Origin of the sequence: Orientia tsutsugamushi, from assembly GCF_900327275.1 — a bacterium.
GTDB lineage: Bacteria > Pseudomonadota > Alphaproteobacteria > Rickettsiales > Rickettsiaceae > Orientia > Orientia tsutsugamushi.
The window spans coordinates 1,670,793-1,691,424 of sequence record NZ_LS398548.1 but is presented as its reverse complement, the minus strand read 5'-3'; the positions used below and the strand labels follow the sequence as shown (position 1 = coordinate 1,691,424).

18 protein-coding genes and 4 pseudogenes are annotated in these 20,632 nt (G+C 30.5%); 14 read left to right on the top strand and 8 right to left on the bottom strand.

The features are described 5' to 3' along the window. The first annotated feature begins 25 nt into the window (after positions 1 to 25). Together DK405_RS08860 and DK405_RS08855 are read left to right on the top strand one after the other, a co-directional pair. Positions 26 to 670: an ankyrin repeat domain-containing protein gene (locus DK405_RS08860; RefSeq protein ID WP_109510679.1), complete on the top strand. Its 645-nt coding sequence runs from the start codon at positions 26 to 28 to the stop codon at positions 668 to 670. 102 nt (positions 671 to 772) lie between these two features. Next, complete coding sequence (locus tag DK405_RS08855) at positions 773 to 1,321, top strand: hypothetical protein (RefSeq protein WP_109510678.1); 549 nt, start codon at positions 773 to 775, stop codon at positions 1,319 to 1,321. A 3-nt stretch (positions 1,322 to 1,324) separates the two neighbouring features. Here the strand turns inward: DK405_RS08855 and DK405_RS08850 are convergent, their stop codons facing one another. Continuing rightward, complete coding sequence (locus DK405_RS08850) at positions 1,325 to 2,134, bottom strand: DNA adenine methylase (RefSeq protein WP_109510672.1); 810 nt, start codon at positions 2,132 to 2,134, stop codon at positions 1,325 to 1,327. Positions 2,135 to 2,500: 366 nt separating this feature from the next. Here DK405_RS08850 and DK405_RS14400 point away from each other — a divergent pair, with 366 nt between their 5' ends. The 7 genes and pseudogenes from DK405_RS14400 (at position 2,501) to DK405_RS08815 (ending at position 7,685) form a co-directional block, all read left to right on the top strand. Further along, complete coding sequence (locus DK405_RS14400; protein WP_109510677.1) at positions 2,501 to 3,229, top strand: sensor histidine kinase; 729 nt, start codon at positions 2,501 to 2,503, stop codon at positions 3,227 to 3,229. A gap of 21 nt (positions 3,230 to 3,250) precedes the next feature. Beyond that, a complete protein-coding gene (locus DK405_RS14395) occupies positions 3,251 to 4,108 on the top strand; it encodes a sensor histidine kinase (protein ID WP_109510676.1) in 858 nt (285 codons plus the stop codon). 100 nt (positions 4,109 to 4,208) lie between these two features. Beyond that, on the top strand, positions 4,209 to 4,787 hold the full coding sequence (locus DK405_RS08835; RefSeq protein WP_109510675.1) for an HD domain-containing protein: 579 nt from the start codon (positions 4,209 to 4,211) through the stop codon (positions 4,785 to 4,787). A gap of 118 nt (positions 4,788 to 4,905) precedes the next feature. Then, positions 4,906 to 5,845 (top strand): annotated as a pseudogene (locus DK405_RS08830) (Rpn family recombination-promoting nuclease/putative transposase). A gap of 234 nt (positions 5,846 to 6,079) precedes the next feature. Then, positions 6,080 to 6,499 (top strand): hypothetical protein, encoded by a 420-nt coding sequence (locus tag DK405_RS08825; protein ID WP_045912911.1) that lies wholly within the window; start codon positions 6,080 to 6,082, stop codon positions 6,497 to 6,499. Between the two features lie 266 nt (positions 6,500 to 6,765). Next, positions 6,766 to 7,305, top strand: a complete 540-nt coding sequence (locus DK405_RS08820; protein WP_045912910.1) for a hypothetical protein — start codon at positions 6,766 to 6,768, stop codon at positions 7,303 to 7,305. Further along, positions 7,305 to 7,685 carry a hypothetical protein gene (locus DK405_RS08815; protein WP_045912909.1) on the top strand — a complete coding sequence of 127 codons (381 nt, stop codon included), beginning with the start codon at positions 7,305 to 7,307 and terminating at the stop codon, positions 7,683 to 7,685. Before DK405_RS08820 ends, DK405_RS08815 begins: the two co-directional genes overlap by 1 nt. 87 nt (positions 7,686 to 7,772) lie before the next feature. Here DK405_RS08815 and DK405_RS08810 read toward each other — a convergent pair whose 3' ends face one another. From DK405_RS08810 to ltrA, 3 genes are all read right to left on the bottom strand, one after another. After that, on the bottom strand, positions 7,773 to 8,171 hold the full coding sequence (locus DK405_RS08810) for a conjugal transfer protein TraD (RefSeq protein WP_109510674.1): 399 nt from the start codon (positions 8,169 to 8,171) through the stop codon (positions 7,773 to 7,775). 136 nt (positions 8,172 to 8,307) lie between these two features. After that, the gene (locus DK405_RS13375; RefSeq protein ID WP_197709771.1) at positions 8,308 to 8,760 is read right to left on the bottom strand and encodes an HNH endonuclease; all 453 of its coding nucleotides are present in this window, start codon (positions 8,758 to 8,760) and stop codon (positions 8,308 to 8,310) included. 114 nt (positions 8,761 to 8,874) lie between these two features. Continuing rightward, the gene (gene ltrA, locus DK405_RS08805) at positions 8,875 to 10,098 is read right to left on the bottom strand and encodes a group II intron reverse transcriptase/maturase (RefSeq protein WP_197709773.1); all 1,224 of its coding nucleotides are present in this window, start codon (positions 10,096 to 10,098) and stop codon (positions 8,875 to 8,877) included. Between the two features lie 681 nt (positions 10,099 to 10,779). Here ltrA and DK405_RS14390 point away from each other — a divergent pair. The 4 genes and pseudogenes from DK405_RS14390 to DK405_RS08790 all read left to right on the top strand — a co-directional run. Next, complete coding sequence (locus DK405_RS14390; protein WP_231967735.1) at positions 10,780 to 12,141, top strand: ATP-dependent DNA helicase; 1,362 nt, start codon at positions 10,780 to 10,782, stop codon at positions 12,139 to 12,141. 14 nt (positions 12,142 to 12,155) lie between these two features. Next, a complete protein-coding gene (locus DK405_RS14385; protein ID WP_162562994.1) occupies positions 12,156 to 12,992 on the top strand; it encodes a conjugal transfer protein TraA in 837 nt (278 codons plus the stop codon). Between the two features lie 263 nt (positions 12,993 to 13,255). Further along, on the top strand, positions 13,256 to 14,467 hold the full coding sequence (locus tag DK405_RS08795; RefSeq protein ID WP_231967751.1) for a hypothetical protein: 1,212 nt from the start codon (positions 13,256 to 13,258) through the stop codon (positions 14,465 to 14,467). A 358-nt stretch (positions 14,468 to 14,825) separates the two neighbouring features. Continuing rightward, positions 14,826 to 15,155: pseudogene (locus DK405_RS08790) on the top strand (DnaB-like helicase C-terminal domain-containing protein); the annotation flags it as partial. 18 nt (positions 15,156 to 15,173) lie between these two features. On the opposite strand, the pseudogene DK405_RS08785 reads toward DK405_RS08790, so the two are convergent. The 4 genes and pseudogenes from DK405_RS08785 to DK405_RS08775 all read right to left on the bottom strand — a co-directional run. Then, positions 15,174 to 15,998 (bottom strand): annotated as a pseudogene (locus tag DK405_RS08785) (IS5 family transposase). A 393-nt stretch (positions 15,999 to 16,391) separates the two neighbouring features. After that, on the bottom strand, positions 16,392 to 17,045 hold the full coding sequence (locus DK405_RS14380; RefSeq protein ID WP_231967750.1) for an RAP domain-containing protein: 654 nt from the start codon (positions 17,043 to 17,045) through the stop codon (positions 16,392 to 16,394). Between the two features lie 105 nt (positions 17,046 to 17,150). Further along, a complete protein-coding gene (locus DK405_RS14375; protein ID WP_231967749.1) occupies positions 17,151 to 18,014 on the bottom strand; it encodes a DUF1601 domain-containing protein in 864 nt (287 codons plus the stop codon). 784 nt (positions 18,015 to 18,798) lie between these two features. Continuing rightward, positions 18,799 to 19,221: pseudogene (locus DK405_RS08775) on the bottom strand (transposase); the annotation flags it as partial. A 793-nt stretch (positions 19,222 to 20,014) separates the two neighbouring features. Here DK405_RS08775 and DK405_RS15860 point away from each other — a divergent pair. Then, a complete protein-coding gene (locus tag DK405_RS15860; protein WP_080946515.1) occupies positions 20,015 to 20,332 on the top strand; it encodes a transposase in 318 nt (105 codons plus the stop codon). Positions 20,333 to 20,632 lie beyond the last annotated feature (300 nt).

Below are 20,632 nucleotides of genomic sequence, written 5' to 3'. Positions count from 1 at the left end.
AATTGAGAATGAAGCGATTAAATATATGATATTCAAATCTAAGGCTAAATATTCCTTACGTAGCGCTATTCAAGATGGTGATATTAAAAAAGTACAGCAGCTTATTAATAATGATAGTACACTTGTCAATTCAAAATATAAAGATGGTACTACAGCTTTATCTGTGGCTTTGAAATATAAGAATCTACCTATTGCCGAGATTTTACTAAGCAATGGAGCTAACGTAAACGCACAAGATAATGATGGGCACACTGCTTTACATCTTGTTGTTGAAACAATTCAAGTATATTATGAATTTTTCGAAAAATATCCTACCTATTGCAATGATCATATAGCATTACTGCTAAAATATAATGCTGATGTAAATATCGAGAATAATCAAGGTAATACACCTTTATCTGATGCTGTTGAATGCAGATGTATAGAACCTTTAGCAATTATGCTAAAACATAATTCTACTGGTATTAATAAAAAATATGATGAAGGAGAAACACTACTACATATTGCTGTTCGTAATAAAATCATAGATATTATACAGCTTTTGATTGATTATGGTGCTGATATTGATGCAAAAGATGATAATGGCATGACTACTATAGATTATGCTGCTAAAAGCGGTAATGCAGATATATTCAACTTTCTAACGGAGCAATTGGTCCCATGGTATTAGGTTTCAACAGATAGCTAATATGTTAATGCTAATAAAGAAAGTTGACGCAGAATACAATTAATATTAAGCTTCATAAAAATATTGTAATTAGATAGAACTGCTATGAGTATTTTGAAATCACCTTTACAACTGTGTTATGCAGTTATGTTAGCATTCGTTGTATTATCTTCACCATCGATATGTACAGCGAATAATAATGTAAACTTCAATGCTTTCAAAGATAGTATTGATACTTCACAATTCTATATAAAATTTTCAACTGGTATTGCTACTAACTACGACACATTAGAAGCTGGAGTTGGTTATAGATTAGATCGGCACAGAATGGATGTAAGATTAGGATTTATGTGTCATCACAACTGTAGAGATAACTTTGTTCAAGGAAATTATTATTATAATATAATTGAAGGTAACAAAGCATCAATTTTTGTTACAGGTGGCCTAGTATCAGTTTTCAATGGTGATAGCGGTACTGGTATAGACTTAGGAGTTGGTACAACAATAAACTTATCAAGAGATACATATTTAGACGGAGTTGGTACAACAATAAATTTATCAAGAGATACATATTTAGACATTGAATGTAGCACAATTGCTAACTATAGACCACTTCCTATTCATATACGATTTGGATTGCGGGTTCACATTTAATAACTAGCAAGTTTTATAGTTAGTAATGATTAGCTCATTAACAGGATTGCGTTGTTCATTGATTGAGTATACGACTGTAACGGTATTGATATTAAAATCTTTGTATAAGTCTCTAATAAAGGCAGTATTATTATTTGAGATCATAATCTTAACACCTTTATTTGTTAATTCTTGGACAAAATCCCGTAATCTAATTTGATCTTTTTCATCAAATGGAAGACTATTATAGAACTGTTCTCCAGATTTATGGTAAGGAGGATCGAAATAAACAAAGTCATTTTGTTGAGGCTCTATAAATGAAAAATCTGTAGCATAAATTGATACACCATGTAAAAGGTTGCTGCATTGGTTTATTCTAGATGCAATGTGGAGTTTAATGTAGCATTCACCAGAAAATGTTTGAGCAGATTGTCCGTTTTTGTAGACTCTATAAATTCCCCTAAAAGAGTATTTATTAAGATATATAAATTTTGCGGTAATCTCATTCGGATTATTACTATATTTGTTTTTAACTTTATAATAATAATCCTTCGAATGATGTTTGTGATATAAACTCAGTAATCTATTGACCTCATTAGGATTATTTTTAACAGCATTATAGCTAGTAATTAAATCAAGATTGATGTCAGACAAAAAACATTGTTTAAAAAGATGCCTAACTTGAAAAAATAAAGCACCGCCACCAAGGAATGGTTCATAGTAATTATAGTGTGGACCTTGAGGAAGATGTTCTATTAATTTATTAACAATTCTTCGTTTACTACCAATCCAATGAAGGAAAGGCTTAGACTTATTAGCAACAGCTACTGACACATGAAGTTTAATTAATTTATGTTAGTTGAATCTCTATTGAGATTATACCAGAAAACAGCTTGTAGTGCTAGTAATAATAACGCTTACAAGGCTCTTTATGCATCCTTTTTGAATAAGATTTATTATAACCATAAGCAAGGAATGTGATAATTTCGCATCAACATTAGATTATTATGCAAAAATTTAACCTAAAAATTAAAAGATTTTAATAGACTAATAAAAATTATAATGCTACTCTATACCTTATATTATCTAGGTTTCAAAACTTTGATGATAATGATCTGAAGATTAAATAAAACAAAGGGTTGAACTTTTGGAATTAATCTTCAGAAACCATTTTTTAAACAAAAACAGTAGGGGAATTCTATGCCTATTCAAGACGAAGGTCAAAATAAAATCAATAAATTAACCGAAAAATTATCTACAGAGGGAATTAATAGCACAACAATAAAACAGATAGACGCTGAATTGCAAAAACTATACTTTCAGCTAGAGGAATCTGAGCAAGTAAGCATAAATTGCATAGAGTGGATACAATATTTTAGGCTAATAGTAAATAACTACGACAGAAAAAAAGTAAATATAATAGCTTCTCTAAATGGAATGATTTTTTTATTTAGACAATACATAGCATCAACGAATGTAAGAATTGAAACATTTAACATAGAATCGCTAATAAATAATACCGTTATCAGAATGAGGGAACATTTTGAAAATGAGAATATAAATCTAAATGTTCAAAATGACATAAAGCCGATTCTGATTGGAGACAGTTTCAGAATAAAAGCAGTAATAAGCCAGTTAATTGGTAGTGCGGTTATAAATAGTAGCAAGAATAGCAAGATTATTGTCAACATCAATCAGAATTCAGAAATATTACAATTTATAGTACAAAACATAGGACTAAGCACTTCTAAAGAAAAATTAGAAAGAATAAATGCTGAACTAGAGAATACGAATTTGGTAATGTATCAAGAACTAGGAGAAGGATTAGCATTTATAAAACATCTTACACATCAGATGAAAGGAAATCTACGAGTTAAAGAGCAAAATAATTATGTAACTTTTTCATTTGATGTACCAACAATAGTTTGAATTATTCTTTAGGAGAATGCTATGAAAGAAAAGAAGAAAACAATTAACAAATGGATGGTACAAATTCCTCCAATACCAATTACGTTGGTGAATGGAGAGAGTGAGAATATCGATGAATATATGGAAATAATAACAAAGTTAAGAAAAGCGAAGTATCAGGTCGAGGCAGCTGAATCATTGAAAGAATATTGTACAGATTTAATACAGGAGATTAAATATAGATTTAATATTGCAACGAGTGAAATTGTAAGGCTTGCAAGCGAGATCATGTTAAATGATTCGGAAAACAAAGATAAGCTGGAAACAATATTAAATCGATCAGCAAATCTCCAAGAATACTGTAACGACGTAGTTTACACGCTTAGAAGCGAAATTGAGAATGAAAATTTATGTTTAAAAAAATTTAGCATACAAAAGCTAGTAAAAAATGCCGTTAGGCGACTAGAAGACATTGCAAAAGAGAAAGATATAAAAATCAATTACAATTTTCAGTACAAAATGAAGGATATTGTGATTGGAAATAGTGATCACTTACAAGCTATATTAAGTCAATTAATAGGAAGCGTCATTAGATTTAATCACAGCTGCCAGGTTATAATTACAGTTCATTTGTTTACTGTAAAAAATTATATAAAAAGCGATAACATACTACAATTTAGAATACACGATACAGGAAGCGGTATTTCAAAAGAAAAATTAGGGAATATAAAAGCTAAATTAGCTGATTTTGAGTTGGTACGAGACTATCCACTAATGCTTGAATCAGGATTATGGTTTGTAAATTACCTTATTAATCAACTTAATGGAGAAATGGAAATAGAAAGCGAAAAAGACAAGTTTACAACCATTACTTGCAATATTCCAGTACAACTTTTTTAATCAAATTAATTCGCTTCTTTCGCAGTTTTTATCTAAGATTGAAGTATATAAAAAGTTTAATTTATTGTATAATTTATTAAAGATTATTTAGAGATGAAAAATGATAAACTTTTATAGCGAGAGCTTACTAAATAAGCTGTTTGAAACCAACGTAAGATTTAATACTGAAATTGATCTTGATAAAGTTGAAAAAGCAATATTTTATGCCCAAAAATATCATGGTCAGCAAAAGAGAGATACAGGAGAACTATACTACACACATCCATTAGAAGTAGCTTATATGGTATCAGACTACAGCTTTGAAACAGATACGATTATTACAGCAATACTACATGATACCATCGAAGACACAACACTAACTAAAGAAAAAATAGGTCAAGAATTTGGTCATAATATTGCAGAACAGGTTTCAGATCTCACCAGGATTAAGGATAATAAAAAAATCAGTTCTAGAGAAATGATTCAAACATTTTATAGACAAAATAAAACAGAACTATTATTAATTAAGCTTTTCGACCGATTCCATAATATTCAGACTGTATCAATAAAACCTTATGAAAAAAGACAAGAAATCATACTAGAAACGCAGCAAGAATTTATACCTCTTGCTGAATATCTTAAACTACAAGAAATTGCTATAGAGCTAAATAAATACTGTGAGCTTTATACTACCAAATAAGCTAAAGTTTAATATGTGGTTAATGTAGTGAATGTCAGAAATTAAAATTCAATAAGAGAATGTTCATATAAGTTATTTTGTTGTATAATTTAAAAAGAATAGAAAATATGAAAAACATATGCATTTATCAAGATTTCTAGATCCAAAGAATGATGTAGCATTTAAAAAGATATTTGGATCAGAAAAAAAACAAGGACATACTAATACATTTTCTGAACGATATATTGTTGTTTGAAGGGAATAGAGAAATAACAGAAGTAGAGTTTTTAGGAACGATATTAGATGCAGACATAGCGTCAAAAAAAGAATCAATAGTAGATGTTTTGTGTAAAGATAAAAACGGTGCGCAATATATAATAGAAATGCAAGTAGATCCTACACAAGGATTTGAAAAAAGAGCCCAGTATTATGCAGCAAAGGCATATGGCAGGCAACCAAATAGAGGAAAGGAAGGAAAATACTCAGACCTAAAGGAAGTTATATTTATAGCTATAGCAGATTATAAATTGTTTCCAAACAAAGAAGACTATATATCAAGGCATGTAATACTTGATAAAAAAACATATGAGCATGATCTAAAGGACTTTTCATTTACCTTTATAGAATTACCAAAATTTAAAAAAAATAGAGTGGAAGAGTTAAGTGATATAACAGAGAAGTGGTGCTATTTTTTTAAACATGCAAAAGAAACAACATTAGATGGATATAATAAAATAATAGGTAAAGATTTAATAATAAAAAAAGCGTATGAGGCATTAGATCAGTTTAATTGGAGTGAAGACGAACTAATAACCTATGAACAAGAGTTAAAGCGTATATGGGATAATAAAGCAGTAGAAGATTATAAACTCGAACGCGCTAAAGCTGAAGGCATAAAGCTCGGTGAAGCTGAAGGTAAAGCTGAAGGCATAAAGCTCGGTGAAGCAAAAGGTAAAGCTGAAGCAAAAAAAGATTTTGCAATAAAATTATTGAAATCTGAATTATTAGTTGAGACAATTGCTGAATATACGGATTTATCAATACAAGAAGTATTAAATTTAAAAAATAGTGTAAAATAATAAGAAATATACAACATTACAATGAAGTTTGCGTATAAAATATCATGTTGGTAAATTTTATGAAGCTATTATCGTTTTTTTATACGCAAACTTCATTGTAAATGACTATACTAGTTAAGTAGTTAAGAAAATCTTAAAATATTTTAATTTTTACTAGACATAATTAGCTGTATAATTTATACTTATGTTAGTAAGTGATTTATTAACTAATAAGTATATGCGGAGGTAAATATTATGAAACCTAAGGGTGGTTTTAAAATCAAATCTTCTAGTTGCAACTCTAATAGCGACTTCAAGTTTAAGAGCAATAGTCCTCCTGGCTTGTTTTCTAAGATATATAAGTGTTATATAAATGACATTGAGCGTACAATCTGTAATGCAAAAAGATATGTTCCTCAAAACCAGTTTTTATATGAATTATCAAAGAAGATAAAAGGGCATGGCAGTAATACTAATGACATGATTGAATTTTTAGAAGAGAATCGATCCGTTTTGAAAAGCTTCTTTGGTAAGAAAGATAATGGTGTTAATAGTAATTACAATTACATTTGCATAATAACAAATGAAGAACATCCCGCTATGCAAATAGCTTTTCAAGAAAAAATAATAGAAGAATTAGGAGTATCAAATATATATCTTGATGAAAGCATATAGTGTATGTATGTGATTATAAATAATGTATACACGTGATCTTACCATTTGTGCAGCAATAGTTCAATATTTAGGGCATTATGTCCTTTATAGTATAAATAATATACTCCCAAGTATTGCAAGTAATGATCAGTTTCGTAGTAATTTGCCAGCAGACCTTTTCAATGGTACTATGAATGGTATTCATGTAGACTGCGGAAGGTCAATTACTTTTGATTATTATGTAGTAAACTATCCAAGAAGCTATAGTTTATTTATAAATGTTATGAGTGTCAATTACTCTTTCAATAATAGAGCAAAAAATTCTTCAATTACTATCCCTTTCTAGTACTGCTGTATCATCAATTTTACAGCCAAATGGTAATCAAGATCAAGTAGACGCCAAAAAAGTTTTTTTAGTTTCACGCTTTTCTTATAGTACATCTATAAATGTTGTTGGTTGTTATACAAATCCAGAAGTTCATACTTTCTCATCAAAAAATCTAACACGTGTTAGCAAATTACCATCATTTGGCAGTTATAAAGATCCAGAAAATTTTAAATTGCTATCAGCAATACATGGACCAGCGCTATCAATCTTAAAAATTTTTCTGACTACATCAGATTTAACAGTTAAACTCTCTCCTGAAAATCAATTAATATTTACAGAATTCTTTTCTATTTTTACCTGCGAAGTACAACGTAATTTAGCTACCATACTAACATTACCAATGTGTTTTGAGTTATATAACCATTTTTTAAGTAAAAAGAGAACGACTATGGAACTTTTGAACGGTATCCTCAAGTTCGCCTACCACAAGAATTGCTAATGCTAACATTTCAAGATTATTTCCCTATGTCTGCACCAAATGCAGTTTCTGCAAGTATTGGCTTAACTAGAAATATGAATCAGGTTATATCAGAAATATTCATAGATAAAGATAAAGATAAAGTTAATATAGCAGAAAAGCATCAACATCTATATACCCTGTGTTCAGAAACTACTAAGCCTGACGCATGGTTAGGGCGTACTTATATTATTATACTGCAATCATTGATAAAAGATTGGTTACGTTATATTCATGGAATAGAAATTACTGATGATGAAGATATTAACAATGATGATCCACAATTCCAAAACTTAACAGATACATTTGCAAATTTATGTGGAGATATGATATATCTTAGCGATGAACATCACAAAGTCTAAGAAATCAAATTATATTACACTAAGCTTTATATTAGTAGCATTAATCTGCAATATTTGTTTAGCTGTTATTTTAGCACAAGCTCAAGTTTATACTGAACATTGAGAAGGCCATTCTTGACGAAAGCTATTCCATTTTAAGCCATGAAGGCGAATGTGGCGCTTAGTGTTTTCGTCTGGTTCAGAAGCAAATTTTAAAATCACAGCAGCTTTATTTTGCTGTTCTTTATCAAAAATATCTTTACCTATTGTAGTCCAATGATCCTGAACATTTGGATGTTGTGTTAAAGTTTCTTTTAGTGAAACAATTGCACCAAATAACGTATTTGCTGATAAGTGATCAAGCTTAGCTTTAGCAACTAATCCACCCATTTCGATAAGAGGTCGAGTAGGCATTTTACGTTCTTTAATTTTAAGGTTAACCTCATCCATGATTAGCCTAGCCTTTTTTTGTTGAAGAGTAATTTTTTGCTGCATAAGATTTGCCATGTTAGTAATTCAGAAAGATAAAAAAATCAGGCAAGAATATATCAAAATAAAATCCCAGTAAAGAAAAAAAACCGCGCCTACCAAACCAACATCAAATAATTATAGTCAAAAAAACGTGAATTCAAGGTTAGAAGCTTCATTGAAAAATAAGCTTAAGCGGGTAGGTAAGCGCGAAAGCGCTTTTCCTCCCAAAGAACCGTACAAGCGAATTACTCCGCATACGGCTCAAGCAATTTACAAAAACAGCTGCAATAAGTTGTCCGCGATTACTGTGTACTTGTCGATGGCAGTTTTCATGCAATAAGCACAAATTGTTAATATGGTCAGTGCCACCACATCTTATAGGTGTTATATGATGTACATGAACACTTTCACCATTATCTATTAAATCAAAACAAACAAGACATTTACCCTTTTGTCTACGCCAAAGAATCTGCCTAGATTTAAACAAATACTTAGGGCTATCAGCCTGACGTTTATGCCAATATTCTCTAAGTTTTGAATTATCAGGAGAAGATTTACCTTTAACAAGAATATGTCGTTTAATCGTTGTCCATTGTAATTTCCATAGATATAGATCTTTATTCATAAAGACCCAATTATCATTTCTGCCTTTAATGCGGCCCCAATACTTTTTCTTAAGCCATTTCCAAGATTTTTTAGGATGTTTTCTACATACGAATCTTGCTTGCTAAATCCACATTCAGCAGTCTAAATTGGAAAAAATTTTCTTGGACACAACTTTGTTAAAATAACTGCACCATCCAAATATTTTAGAATTTAGATTATCAATTATTCTATCAATATTCCATGAGAAACCTTTTTTCCATTCTATTGATATTCGTTTTTTAAACGATTTTATAGAGTCTTTAGACGGTTTAACTAGTAGAGCTACACCTCTTCTTGTACTATTGGTGTTATATTGTCGAATATTAAATCCAAGGAAATCAAAACCTTCGTTAATATGAAGTATCCTGGTTTTTTCTTTCGACAATTCTAAGCCTCTAATACTTAACCAATCATTAATAATACTTTTGGCTCTGATACATGAGCTTTCTGACTTAGCACAAATTACAAAATCATCAGCGTATCTCACTAAAGCATATTCAGATTTAGAATGTAGGTGATCATATTCATTATAGATGATATTAAGTATATCACTCATTCCATGAAGAGTTATGTTTAAAAGTAATGGAGAAATTAATCCACATTGTGGAGTACCAGCTGTTGTTTTGATAATTTGATAATCCTGCATTACACCAGATTTAAGCCATGCTTGAATCCAATTACGAGCAGGGAAATTTCCTATAATTTTCAAAAGAAAATTATGATCAATATTATCAAATGCACCTTTGATGTCAGCATCTAATATCCAATTCCTAGTAGTGCCAGGACGAACAATACTAGATATTCTCTGTATTGCATCGTGAACGCTACGTCCAGGTCTAAAGCCATAGCTGCAACCTTCAAACTTAGCTTTCAAATATGGTTCAAGTGCTGATTTTACAACAGCCTGTCTACACCTATCCAAAATAGTTGGCAAGCCTAAAGGTCTAGATTTGCCATTACTTTTTGGTATGTATACACGCTTAATCGGTTTTACAGATGATAGATTATTATCTGCTAACTTTTCCATCAACAGACTCCTTTCTTTATCTGTCTTAACAACTATTTTATCAATTCCAGGACTTTTTCGTCCTTTGTTGATTTGAGTAACACGTCTTATAGCAAGTAACCTATTTGCTCTTGATCTTAACATCAATCTTTGTAAGTTACCTACTAACTTCGTATTACCATTTGCGAATGCACTATAAATACGTCTACGAAGATTATTAACCTTTTGTATAATTTCTTTCCAATCTATTGAATGCCAATAGATTTTCTTGAAATTATCCTTAGTCTCAATTGTTACATTTGCGTTTTGCATTCACTTTTCCAATTAATTCATAATCTTGTTTACCTATTTAGGGTAAATCACCAGTCTTAAGTTAGCATCATTTCTGATTAGCATATAAATGCCTATACACTCAGTTATTGATTCCTGTAGTCTTTCGACTTAGTGTCATTTGCTTTCTAAGACCTCTCTTACCTACTATCAGTTGCCTAATAATAGGCTTACCATGTTTCACTCATCAGAGATACGTTAAGTTGGCTATCTTCTTTATACCGAGGAGCTGGCATTTTTAAAAAAAAAGGCTGCGTATTCCTTCTTACAGCTAAGCTTTTCAGCTTTATCCCTATAACAGATTTTATCTTGAGTATCTGCTTTCACATTTACGATATTTCCATACGAAGATTCACTTTCGTTTAACCAATTTTAACTTTACCTTACCCCTATTTCCCATCCAGATTAGTACTTTAGTTAGGCTTTCTATCGCGCTTAGTACAAGACCGTTGCCAATCTCGCACTGCAATAGCGGTAACTAAGGTTTAAATGCAACCTTGCTACATCTGTAGTCTCTGTTTGAGCGACCTCATGTCGCACTACGCAATACGTAAACTTGAAAGTTTACTGCTAAAAAATGAGTACTCATTAACCGATTGAATGTTAAAAAAAAAGAAGTTTGTGCTAGCAAAATCAAAAAAACCATGCTAACTTAAAACTCAGGTGAGAATTGGTATTGAGATGGCGATACAGTTTGCAAGGATTGAATTTTTACGTAGAAGTGAAGGAGGTGATAGTTGTCGTAAGGCAGCGTATAATGCAAGAACTATTGTTAAAAATGAGCAGACAAAAATAAGGTATAACTTCTTTACTAAGCAGGATGTTGAAAAAGCAGTAAAAGATATACCAGATCTAATAGCAAGAGAGCAGTTAGTTCAGAAAGTGCTTAGTTCAAATAGAATACTAGAATTATATCATGATGATGGTGAAAGTAGCAAATATTTTACGACAATTGAGGTTCGAAATGAGGAGACGAGAATAATCAGAATAGCTAATAAAATCAATAATCAGGTTTATTACAACGATATTTACAATCTTAAAAGTGATATCGAAGGTCTAGCAAATGTTAGTGAGGAACAGAAACAAGCGCTAAGGCATATTTTGCTTAGCACTAGTGGAGTTAGAGTCTTAAGAGGAAGAGCTGGTACAGGAAAATCTTATGTTTTAATAAAAGCGCATAAGCTCGCAACAAATCGCGGACAAAAAGTTATTGGTCTTGCTCCTACTCATAAGGCAGTATCAGAGCTGAAGAGCAAAGGTTATACTGAGGTCTATACAGTAAAGGGATTTTTGTATAATCGAAAAAAAATTTTTATGAAAGGCAGCTTAATAGTAGTAGATGAAGCTGGAATGGTAGGTACTAAAGCTTATGCAGAGCTGTTTAGAGTAGTTAGAAACAATAATTGTCAACTGATACTTGCTGGAGATGAAAAGCAGTTAGCTTCAATAGAAAGAGGCGGAATGTTTGAGATGCTGAGTAATAATTTCGGTTCACATGTTTTAATAGATATTCGCAGACAAAGTGAAAACTGGAGCAGAGAAGCAGCAACAAAGTTTGCTGAGAGTAATATTTTAAGCGGTATAACCTTACTGAGACAAAATAAATGTGTTAAGTTTGATAATACATTACAGGATTCAATTAGTAAGTTGATTTATGATTGGAGTCTAAGCAAGTTTAAGCTACATGAAAAATTGGTAATTACAGTACGTAATAAAGATGTCGACATTCTTAATTCAAGTATTAGATCTTTGTTAAAAGCAAATGGTACGCTACAAGGCACAGAATATAGGCGTTCAATAGCTGGAAGGAAAGAGTCCTATATGGCAGGAGATAGAATCGTATTTCAAAAAAGCGATAAGGATTTACAAATACAAAACAGTGAATTTGCAACTTTAACTTCTGTTAATAAAAATGAATTTGTAGCTAAGACAGATGCAGGAAAAGAGGTGAGTTTTGATTCGGTAAAATACAATTTAAACATGGCTATGCAAGTACTGTTTATAAGGCTCAGGGAGCTTCTATAAAAGATGTATACGTTTTGCATAATGGAATAAGTAATATAAGCAGCTCATACGTAGCTATGACAAGGCATATAGAGAAGTTGCAGCTATATTGCAATAAGAAAGCTACTGTAAGCATTAACAGTTTAATAAATCAGCTCAGCAGACCAAATGATAAATCAGCTAGCATAACTCTAAAAACTGCTCATGATTTGGAGAAAGAACGGACAAAGACAACTGTTTTTAGTAAAGTTTTTAGTAAAGTTGAAAACTGGTTTAAGTCTATAATCAATGATATCAATGATAGATCTCATGTGAATGAAGAATATTATCATTTTACCGCTAAACCAGAGCAAGAAGCTAAAGTAGAAAAAGTCCAGCAAGAGAATAGCATAAAGCAATGCACCACCAAAGATATTTCTACTCCATTGTTTATGCAGATCAAAGAACAAAGACAATATGATTATGATGTAACCATTCTGTCTGCAGAAGGAAAAGCGATATCAAGTTTTCAGAAGGCTGGCATTGATAGCAGAATGGTATATAGCTCAAATGTAAATAATTTGAAGTACTATCAACCATTTCAAGGAGAAAAGATTCTTATAGCTGCAAATAATTATAAACAGAATAAAGAATATGTAAGCACTATAAACGAGGCTGCAAAAGTACTGACAAGCAAAGGAGCAATCACTAGCATCGTAGTTCCTTCAGAAGGTGAAGATTTTAACGAAATGCTAAAAAATAAAGGAGCCACAGCTGTTAAGGAGCTTATGATACCTGAAATCATGAAGTTAATTAATACTCAGAACGTAAAAACAGAGTCTGAACAAGTGGTGAAAACTAACATAGCTCCAAAAATTGGAGTTAGACGGTAGTGCTGAAGATTTGAAATTGAATGTAAGCTATTCATTCACAGGGCGAATTACAAAATGAGATAAAAAATGATAACCGAAAGCGATTTTTGTAATTCGCATTATGCCTTGCTAAGAGAATATTGGAAGCGCTGGAATTTTGAAGATCTGCATCTGTTAGAAAACTATCTCAATAATCACTTAGCAATAAAATTATAATTCAAACGGTAAAAATATCAAATATTTATACCGCAAAACAATTTAGTGATGCGAAGGTGAGGTTTTATATGACTGACAAAATCAATGATTCAAATAATTTCAATAACATTCATAATTTAAAAACAGATATAGAAAATTCTAAAGCTAACAGCTGGAACCACAATGTGGCTGTAAAGTTGATAAATGGTGATATTGCTGATGGTATAGTGCTACTTAGTGATAATAATAGCTTGAGGGCTGATAATACTCTAAAAGAATCAATAAACCAATTAATCAATGATTGGAAGAATAGTAAATTTGAGCTGCAGGATCGTTTGATAATTGCTGACCATAAAGAAGCTGAAAATATTAATCAAAACATCAGAAACTACATGAAGGAAAATGGTGCTCTGAAAGGTCCAGAATACAGCATTTTAATTTCAGGAGCCGAATCAAAAAAATATGCTAACTACATGGCTGGAGACCGAATTGTATTTCAAACAAACGATAAGGATTTACAAATACAAAACAGTGAATTTGCAACTCTAGTATCAATTGATGAAAATAAGTTTGTAGCTAAGACAGATACAGGAAACGAGGTAAGCTTTGATTTGAATAAAATAAGCTTTAAACATGGATATGCTACAACAGTTTGTAACCCACAAACAGCTGTCAAAAAAGATGTATATGTTCTTCATAATAATGGTGTAGGAATAGAAAGTTCTAACATAAGCATGATAGGGAATGCAGAGCAAGTACGGCTGTACTACAATGTGCAAGCTACAAAAAATGTTGCTAACCTAATAGAGCAGCTTAGCACAGCTAAGACAGACTCTATCAATTCAAAAGAGGAGAATAATGATGTTCAAGCAAATGAAGTAAGGCAATATCAATCTGCTCAAAACTATAGAAAAAACGATTATTATTCAAATAGCAAGGAAGAACTACAAAAATTGAGGGACGCAATAGTTGATAGAGCTGAAACTATAGCTCGTGATGTTCTTGGAGATCCAAATGAGCGCCTATCTAGATACGGAAAAATACGTTGGGGAGATCGTGGCAAAATAGTAGTAAACATTGGTGGTAGTCGTGCTGGAAAATGGTATGATTTCAGCGCAGGACAAGGTGGTGATTTATTCTCCCTGGTTCAAAGAGAAAGAGGATACAGCTTTTTTGAGGCAAAGGAATATTTGAAAAGCATCGTTGGAATGTCTAACGTTAGACAACAGTATCTGAGACATGCTAGGACTAACGATTCTCAACAATACACTCAACAGCCTGAAAACGCCAGTTTAGGATAAGAGAAAGCAGGGAAGGCATAATACAAAAGGTATACAAAAGATAATGTGCAATTATTAATTATGTGATATATTAAATATAGTTTTAATTAATAGCCATTTATTTATTGCTCGCATGTTTGCAAATGCAAATTTTAGAATAAGAAACAGTTAGAAAGAGATATATATACAAGTATTACAATGGTCAATGTTCAGGTTATTAAGTATAGTATTATGAACTAATACTTGTAGAAATATGAGCAATAAATAAACTGTTATTAATTGAAATTATATTTAAATATATCGCATAATTTAATTGCGCATTATTTCTCGTAGGCCTTTTACATTATGCCTTCCCTGCTTTTTCTTATCCTAAACTGGCGTTTCTATAGAATCAGAAATTAATAGCTCTGCATTATTTAACGGTAAAACAGGTGAACAAGATGTTGATAAGTTAAAGACTGTACAAGACGAAATACAAAAGTGGAATTTTTTTATAAATGATGCTCCGGCAATCTCAATATCTGCAATTAGATCTCGAGTTCGTAGACTTAAACGTACACATAATTTAGCAATATTATTTATTGATTATTTACAGCTAATAAAAATTGATTCCAGAGCAAGTAAGTGTAATCGAGTACAGGAGATTTCTGAAATTACTCAAAGCTTAAAAGCTCTTGCAAAAGAACTTAATATTCCAGTAATTGCATTAGACCTCTTTCGAAACTGGTTAAGGTAGTTCAAAATTATAAATGCAAGAGATCAAATTAAATCTAAGACCGAATCTTTTACGTCTATTTCGAATATTTATCAGCAATAATTTTGAACCGTTTTAGCATACCAATAATGTTTTCATTGACAACTCTTTCTCATGCTAAGATACGATTATTCTTTTTATCATTTTTAGTTAAAGGATTTTTCTTGCTTTTTTCTTTGGTAATTCAGAATTATTGTGAATTTTTTGTATACCTTGATATCCTGTATCAGTAATCGCTTTAACCTTAGGATGGATAAGAATTTTGGATTCATTAAATAATCTAAAATCATCTTTTTTACCGTTAGAAAAATCTGTACATATTACTTAGTGCGTTTTCTTGTCTGCAACTATTTGAGTTTTTAGTGTATGCCTTTTCTTCTTTCCTGAATAATAGAATTTTTGTTTTTTTTAGGTCTTTCTATAGGACTCTCAGTAGCATCAATCAAGACTACTTCATAATTCATATCACTCTTCATTAGAGCTTTACGACCTGGAAGAGCAAAGTTTTGGTGTTTAACTAGGATGTCTTCTACCCATTTTACAGCTTTATATGCTGAACTTTCACTAATCCCATAGTTCTGGCCTATATGGAAATAAGTGCGGTATTCTCTAAGATATTCTAAGACCATCAGCAACTGTTCCTACAAATTGAGCTTATTTTTACGCACACATTTTGATTTCTTAAGACCATCAGCTTTCCTGAAAATATCCACCATCTTTGCAAATGTTCCCTTCCTTACTCCTTGTTAATCGACGAAATTTTTCATCCTTTAACTCTTTAATCTGATTGAATTTGATTATTACTTCAAATCAGATTCTTATAACACAATTCTACATCATTGTCTAGTTTCGAAGGAAGTTTATTGAATTTGATAATCATTATGATAATAAGTATTCTAAATTTAGCAAAGTTGTGTGTAACTAAGTTATGCTTTCTGCTATATGAAACTCATGTTTCTCTTAGCGCAACTTTACATCAAAAGCTTGCTAAGTTTTTGTAAAAAGGATTACAAACTACATGTCTCAAAATCAGAAGAATATATGTTACCTAATGCTTGCATGTCATGAGATGAAGATTCCTGTGTTAGTGGATCTGATGGAATATATAGTCATTTACAATGAAGTTTGAGCATAGAAAAAAGCTACAACAGCTATAAAAAATTTACCAACAGGATATTTTATACGCAAACTTCATTGTAAACGACTATATTCGTACGCATCGTAAAATACATCATCTGGTATCTGTGATTCAGAATGAGGTAAAACTTCGCTTGTTGATTGATCTGGTATATTCTCTTGTGCATCATAGAATATCTCCTCTGACATCTCTGATTCTGAAACAGGTTGATCATCGCATATCAATTCACATATATATTTTTCTTTGTCAGTATTTATTCTTAACTTATCCCAAATCCAATATGGAATTCTATGTACTATGTATCCATAACTTTTTAATAACTGAGTATTAAGCCTAGTCAAAATATTAGGAACATTATTGTTATCAAAATGGCATGGACCATCTACTTGAATTACTGTATTTTGGTCTTTAATAAAGATATCAACACTGGAAGTAATCTGCTTAATGTAATGCTCACTTTTTACAGTATGTGCTGCTAATACTTTTTTTACTACCTTCAGTACGTTTAGTTGTAGATTTGAAGTATGATAAGGTATTAATTTGGTTTTAAACTTCTTTTCAAGAAGTTGATGATTTTGCGAAGTTAATATTCCTACACCTTGTTTACTAAAATAATAATGCGCTTTTAAAATTTGACTAATATTCTCATTATTTTCATCAAGCAGTTCAATATTTTTATTAACAGCATCAATAAATAGCTGCGGCACTTTAATTTTAGAGTCACATAAAACATTTAATATTAATATTCCATAAATAGAATTAGCTAAATCTTGAGTGTTAAACTCATCTATTAGATTTATAGCTTTATTTATTCAAGCATTAATGAATTCATCTTGTGGATGAATTTCTAACCGTCCTAATGCATATATAGAATTAGCTAACCCTTGAGGATTAAAGTTCTTAATAGTTTTAGTAGCATGATGTATCCAAGCATTAATGAATTCATCTTGTGGATGAATTTCTAACTGTTCTAATGCATATATAGAATTAGCTAAATCTTGAGGATTAAAGTTCTTAATAGTTTTAGTAGCATAATGTATCCAAGCATTAATGAATTCATCTTGTGGATGAATTTCTAACCGTCCTAATGCATATATAGAATTAGCTAAATTTTGAGGATTAAAGTTCTTAATAGTTTTAGTAGCATAATGTATCCAAGCATTAATGAATTCATCTTGTGGATGAATTTTTAACTGTCCTAATGCATATATAGAATTAGCTAAATTTTGAGGATTAAAGTTCTTAATAGTTTTAGTAGCATAATGTATCCAAGCATTAATGAATTCATCTTGTGGATGAATTTTTAACTGTCCTAATGCATATATAGAATTAGCTAAATCTTGAGGATTAAAGTTCTTAATAGTTTTAGTAGCATAATGTATCCAAGCATTAATGAATTCATCTTGTGGATGAATTTTTAACTGTCCTAATGCATATATAGAATTAGCTAAATCTTGAGCGTTAAACTCATCCATTAGATTTATAGCTTTATTTGTCCAAGCATCAATAAACTCAGAACCTATAACATACTTTATAACATACTTTAATTTTGCAAATTGATATAAAATGGTTGCTAAGCCTCTGGCATCAAACTGCAATCTCTTGTATCTTGTATCTTCAGTTTGCAGTAAAAACAAAGCTCTATTATCAATCTCTGTTATAATAGTTCCTGACAATACATCTCTATCCCTAAGGGTCTGACATAATTGAATACTGCCCATTGCTTGGATATTAAATTGCCTATTGTTACCACGATGCACGTTCTAAGCTCCTTATATAGTTTGACTTTGTAACACTAAATATATCTTTTGATGAAGAGTATGATATACATTAATCAAGTAATATATCATAACATTTAATATATCATAACATTCTTTTTGAATCAATCAATATGTAGCTGAACACTTGTTCAAAATCAGAACTTTAGCAAAAAATTAAAAATCACTTTTAACGCCAGATTAGGATAAGTGGAAATATGGAAGGTAGTGAATAAAAGATATACAAAGAGAGAATATTAAGTCAAAAAGAAAATTTAAATAAAAAAGGAATAACCCAACATGAAAAAATGAATTATAAACGCCAGATAGAATAAGTGGAATATGGAAAGTAGTAAATAAAAGGTCTACAAGAGATAATGTACAATTATAATTAGTGATATATTAGATCTCTTTCGAAACTGGTTAAGGTAGTTCAAAATTATAAATGCCAAAGATCAAATTAAATCTAAGAGAGAATCTTTTAACGCCAGATTAGGATAATGGAAAGTATGAAAAGCATAATGAAAAAGGGCTGCAAGAGATAATATACAATTATAATTGCGCAATATATTTAAATATAATTTCAATTAATAACGGTTTATTTATTGATCATATTTCTACAAGAATTAGTTCATAATACTATACTTAATAACCTGAACATTGACCATTATAACACTTGTATATTATCTCTTTCTACGCCAGATTAGGATAAGGAGTTAGAAGAAAAAGAAGAGGAGATAAGGTAGGGATTAAGTTTGGAGATGGAATAACTAGCAAAAGAAGAAATTATATGAACAAGGAAATTAATAGTGGAGCAATGTCTAGTATGCTCTAAATGCATATGTTTTTTTAGTACATTAAAGACAGATTCAATTAAGGAACGTTTATTTAATAAGCGCTTATCATCTATGTTGAATAAATATGTTTGCATATCTTTACGAAGATTAGTAAATAAACGTAGACCATTTGACAACAGTTGATGAAATAACTTTTTAGATATGTAAGCTTTATCACCAAACAATTTACCAGATAGGACTTCAGAAATAACTGAAGCTATAGATAGATCGCTTTTATTGCCTTTAGTAATTTTAACTGACATTATTTCACCTTTATTATTGAATATAATGCTTGTGCATAATTATCTACTCTTTTAGTGCTCTTTTTTCAATACGCAGTATATATTTTGCTATACTCTTCAATATGCTTATTATGCAGCTCTTTGAATGTAATCTCTTTTCTTTCTTTTATACGCTTCTCATTTTCTTTTATATATTGTTGACGTTTTACTTCACTTGGATCTATTCATTTCAGTATCAACGTCTTTAATTTTTTTGCTTTTTTTCTAGCTTCTCTAATAGATATAGTCATTTACAATTAGGTTTAAGCATAAAAAGAAGATATAATAGATTCATAAGATTTAGCAGCAAATTGAGTAATTTGATTTCTAATCCACATCTTCATATTAGCCTAAAACTTTTCTATCAAATTTAAATCTGGAGAATAAGGTAGCAAAAAAATAACTTTATAACCACAACAGATTCTATTAATTCTTATCGCTTCTTTTTATGCTCAAACCTCATTGTAAATGACTATAAAAGCAAAATAAAGATCTCAAAAAGAACATAGTCATAGAATAACTGACCTAATGGCAATTAAAAACCTTAGCTACAGCTATAAAAAAAGTTTTCATCCTTCAAAAGGAATGTTATGTTAAGGAATGAGTGCATAGAAAGAATTAAGATAATACTAAAAGACAAGATAGTATTTATTGATGAGTTTGGAATAGAAGATAATGCATACCTTAACTATAGATCCAGCTCTATATGTAGTAGGTGATATGGTGAAAAAGCTTATCAGCACACACGAAGAGTAAGTATGATAGCAGCACTTTGTAATGGTAAAGTTATTGCTCCTTTTTTATTTCTTTTTTATTTGATGCCAATTGCAATAAAAGTATTTTTGAGTCTTGCGTGCAAGCTATATTAATCAAAGCGTTAACTTCTGAACAAACAGTAATATTAGATAATATAAGTTTTCATAACACAGTTATGGTTAAATTTCTAATAGAATCTGTATGGTGTAAATTATTATATCTTCCAACTTATTCTCCAGATTTGAATCTAATGTGGCATTATTGGTTTGAAGTTAAAAATGACATATGCAAAGTATCTTACTTATTTAACAACTTTAATAATAATTGTTTCTTTATGAATAAAAGTAAAGATTTATATCTATAGAAATTACATATAACATATCCATAGGTCAAGGTGCAAAAGCAGATCAAGTATAAGGAAGAAGAAAAGTTAGTTTTTATTAACTTCTACACTTTATAGAACCTACTATTAACTTATGTTAACTTTTATTAATATTTATAATCAATCTTCAACTTTAACTATAAATATATTTGCAATATTTATCAATATAACAAAAAAATTAAAGCAAAAGGTCGAAAAAAGGTTGAAAAAAAATTTAGGAAATTGGGGGCCAGTTTTCAATCTAAAGGTTAATCTAATGATCGAAAAATATATACAACCTAG

Coding starts and splice junctions, on each gene's coding strand:
- DK405_RS13375 (WP_197709771.1), bottom strand. CDS start 8,760: ATGAATAAAGATCTATATCTATGGAAATTACAATGGACAACGATTAAA.
- DK405_RS14400 (WP_109510677.1), top strand. CDS start 2,501: ATGCCTATTCAAGACGAAGGTCAAAATAAAATCAATAAATTAACCGAA.
- DK405_RS14395 (WP_109510676.1), top strand. CDS start 3,251: ATGAAAGAAAAGAAGAAAACAATTAACAAATGGATGGTACAAATTCCT.
- DK405_RS08810 (WP_109510674.1), bottom strand. CDS start 8,171: ATGGCAAATCTTATGCAGCAAAAAATTACTCTTCAACAAAAAAAGGCT.
- DK405_RS08860 (WP_109510679.1), top strand. CDS start 26: ATGATATTCAAATCTAAGGCTAAATATTCCTTACGTAGCGCTATTCAA.
- DK405_RS08835 (WP_109510675.1), top strand. CDS start 4,209: ATGATAAACTTTTATAGCGAGAGCTTACTAAATAAGCTGTTTGAAACC.
- DK405_RS08815 (WP_045912909.1), top strand. CDS start 7,305: ATGCTAACATTTCAAGATTATTTCCCTATGTCTGCACCAAATGCAGTT.
- DK405_RS08855 (WP_109510678.1), top strand. CDS start 773: ATGAGTATTTTGAAATCACCTTTACAACTGTGTTATGCAGTTATGTTA.
- DK405_RS08825 (WP_045912911.1), top strand. CDS start 6,080: ATGAAACCTAAGGGTGGTTTTAAAATCAAATCTTCTAGTTGCAACTCT.
- DK405_RS08795 (WP_231967751.1), top strand. CDS start 13,256: ATGACTGACAAAATCAATGATTCAAATAATTTCAATAACATTCATAAT.
- ltrA (WP_197709773.1), bottom strand. CDS start 10,098: ATGCAAAACGCAAATGTAACAATTGAGACTAAGGATAATTTCAAGAAA.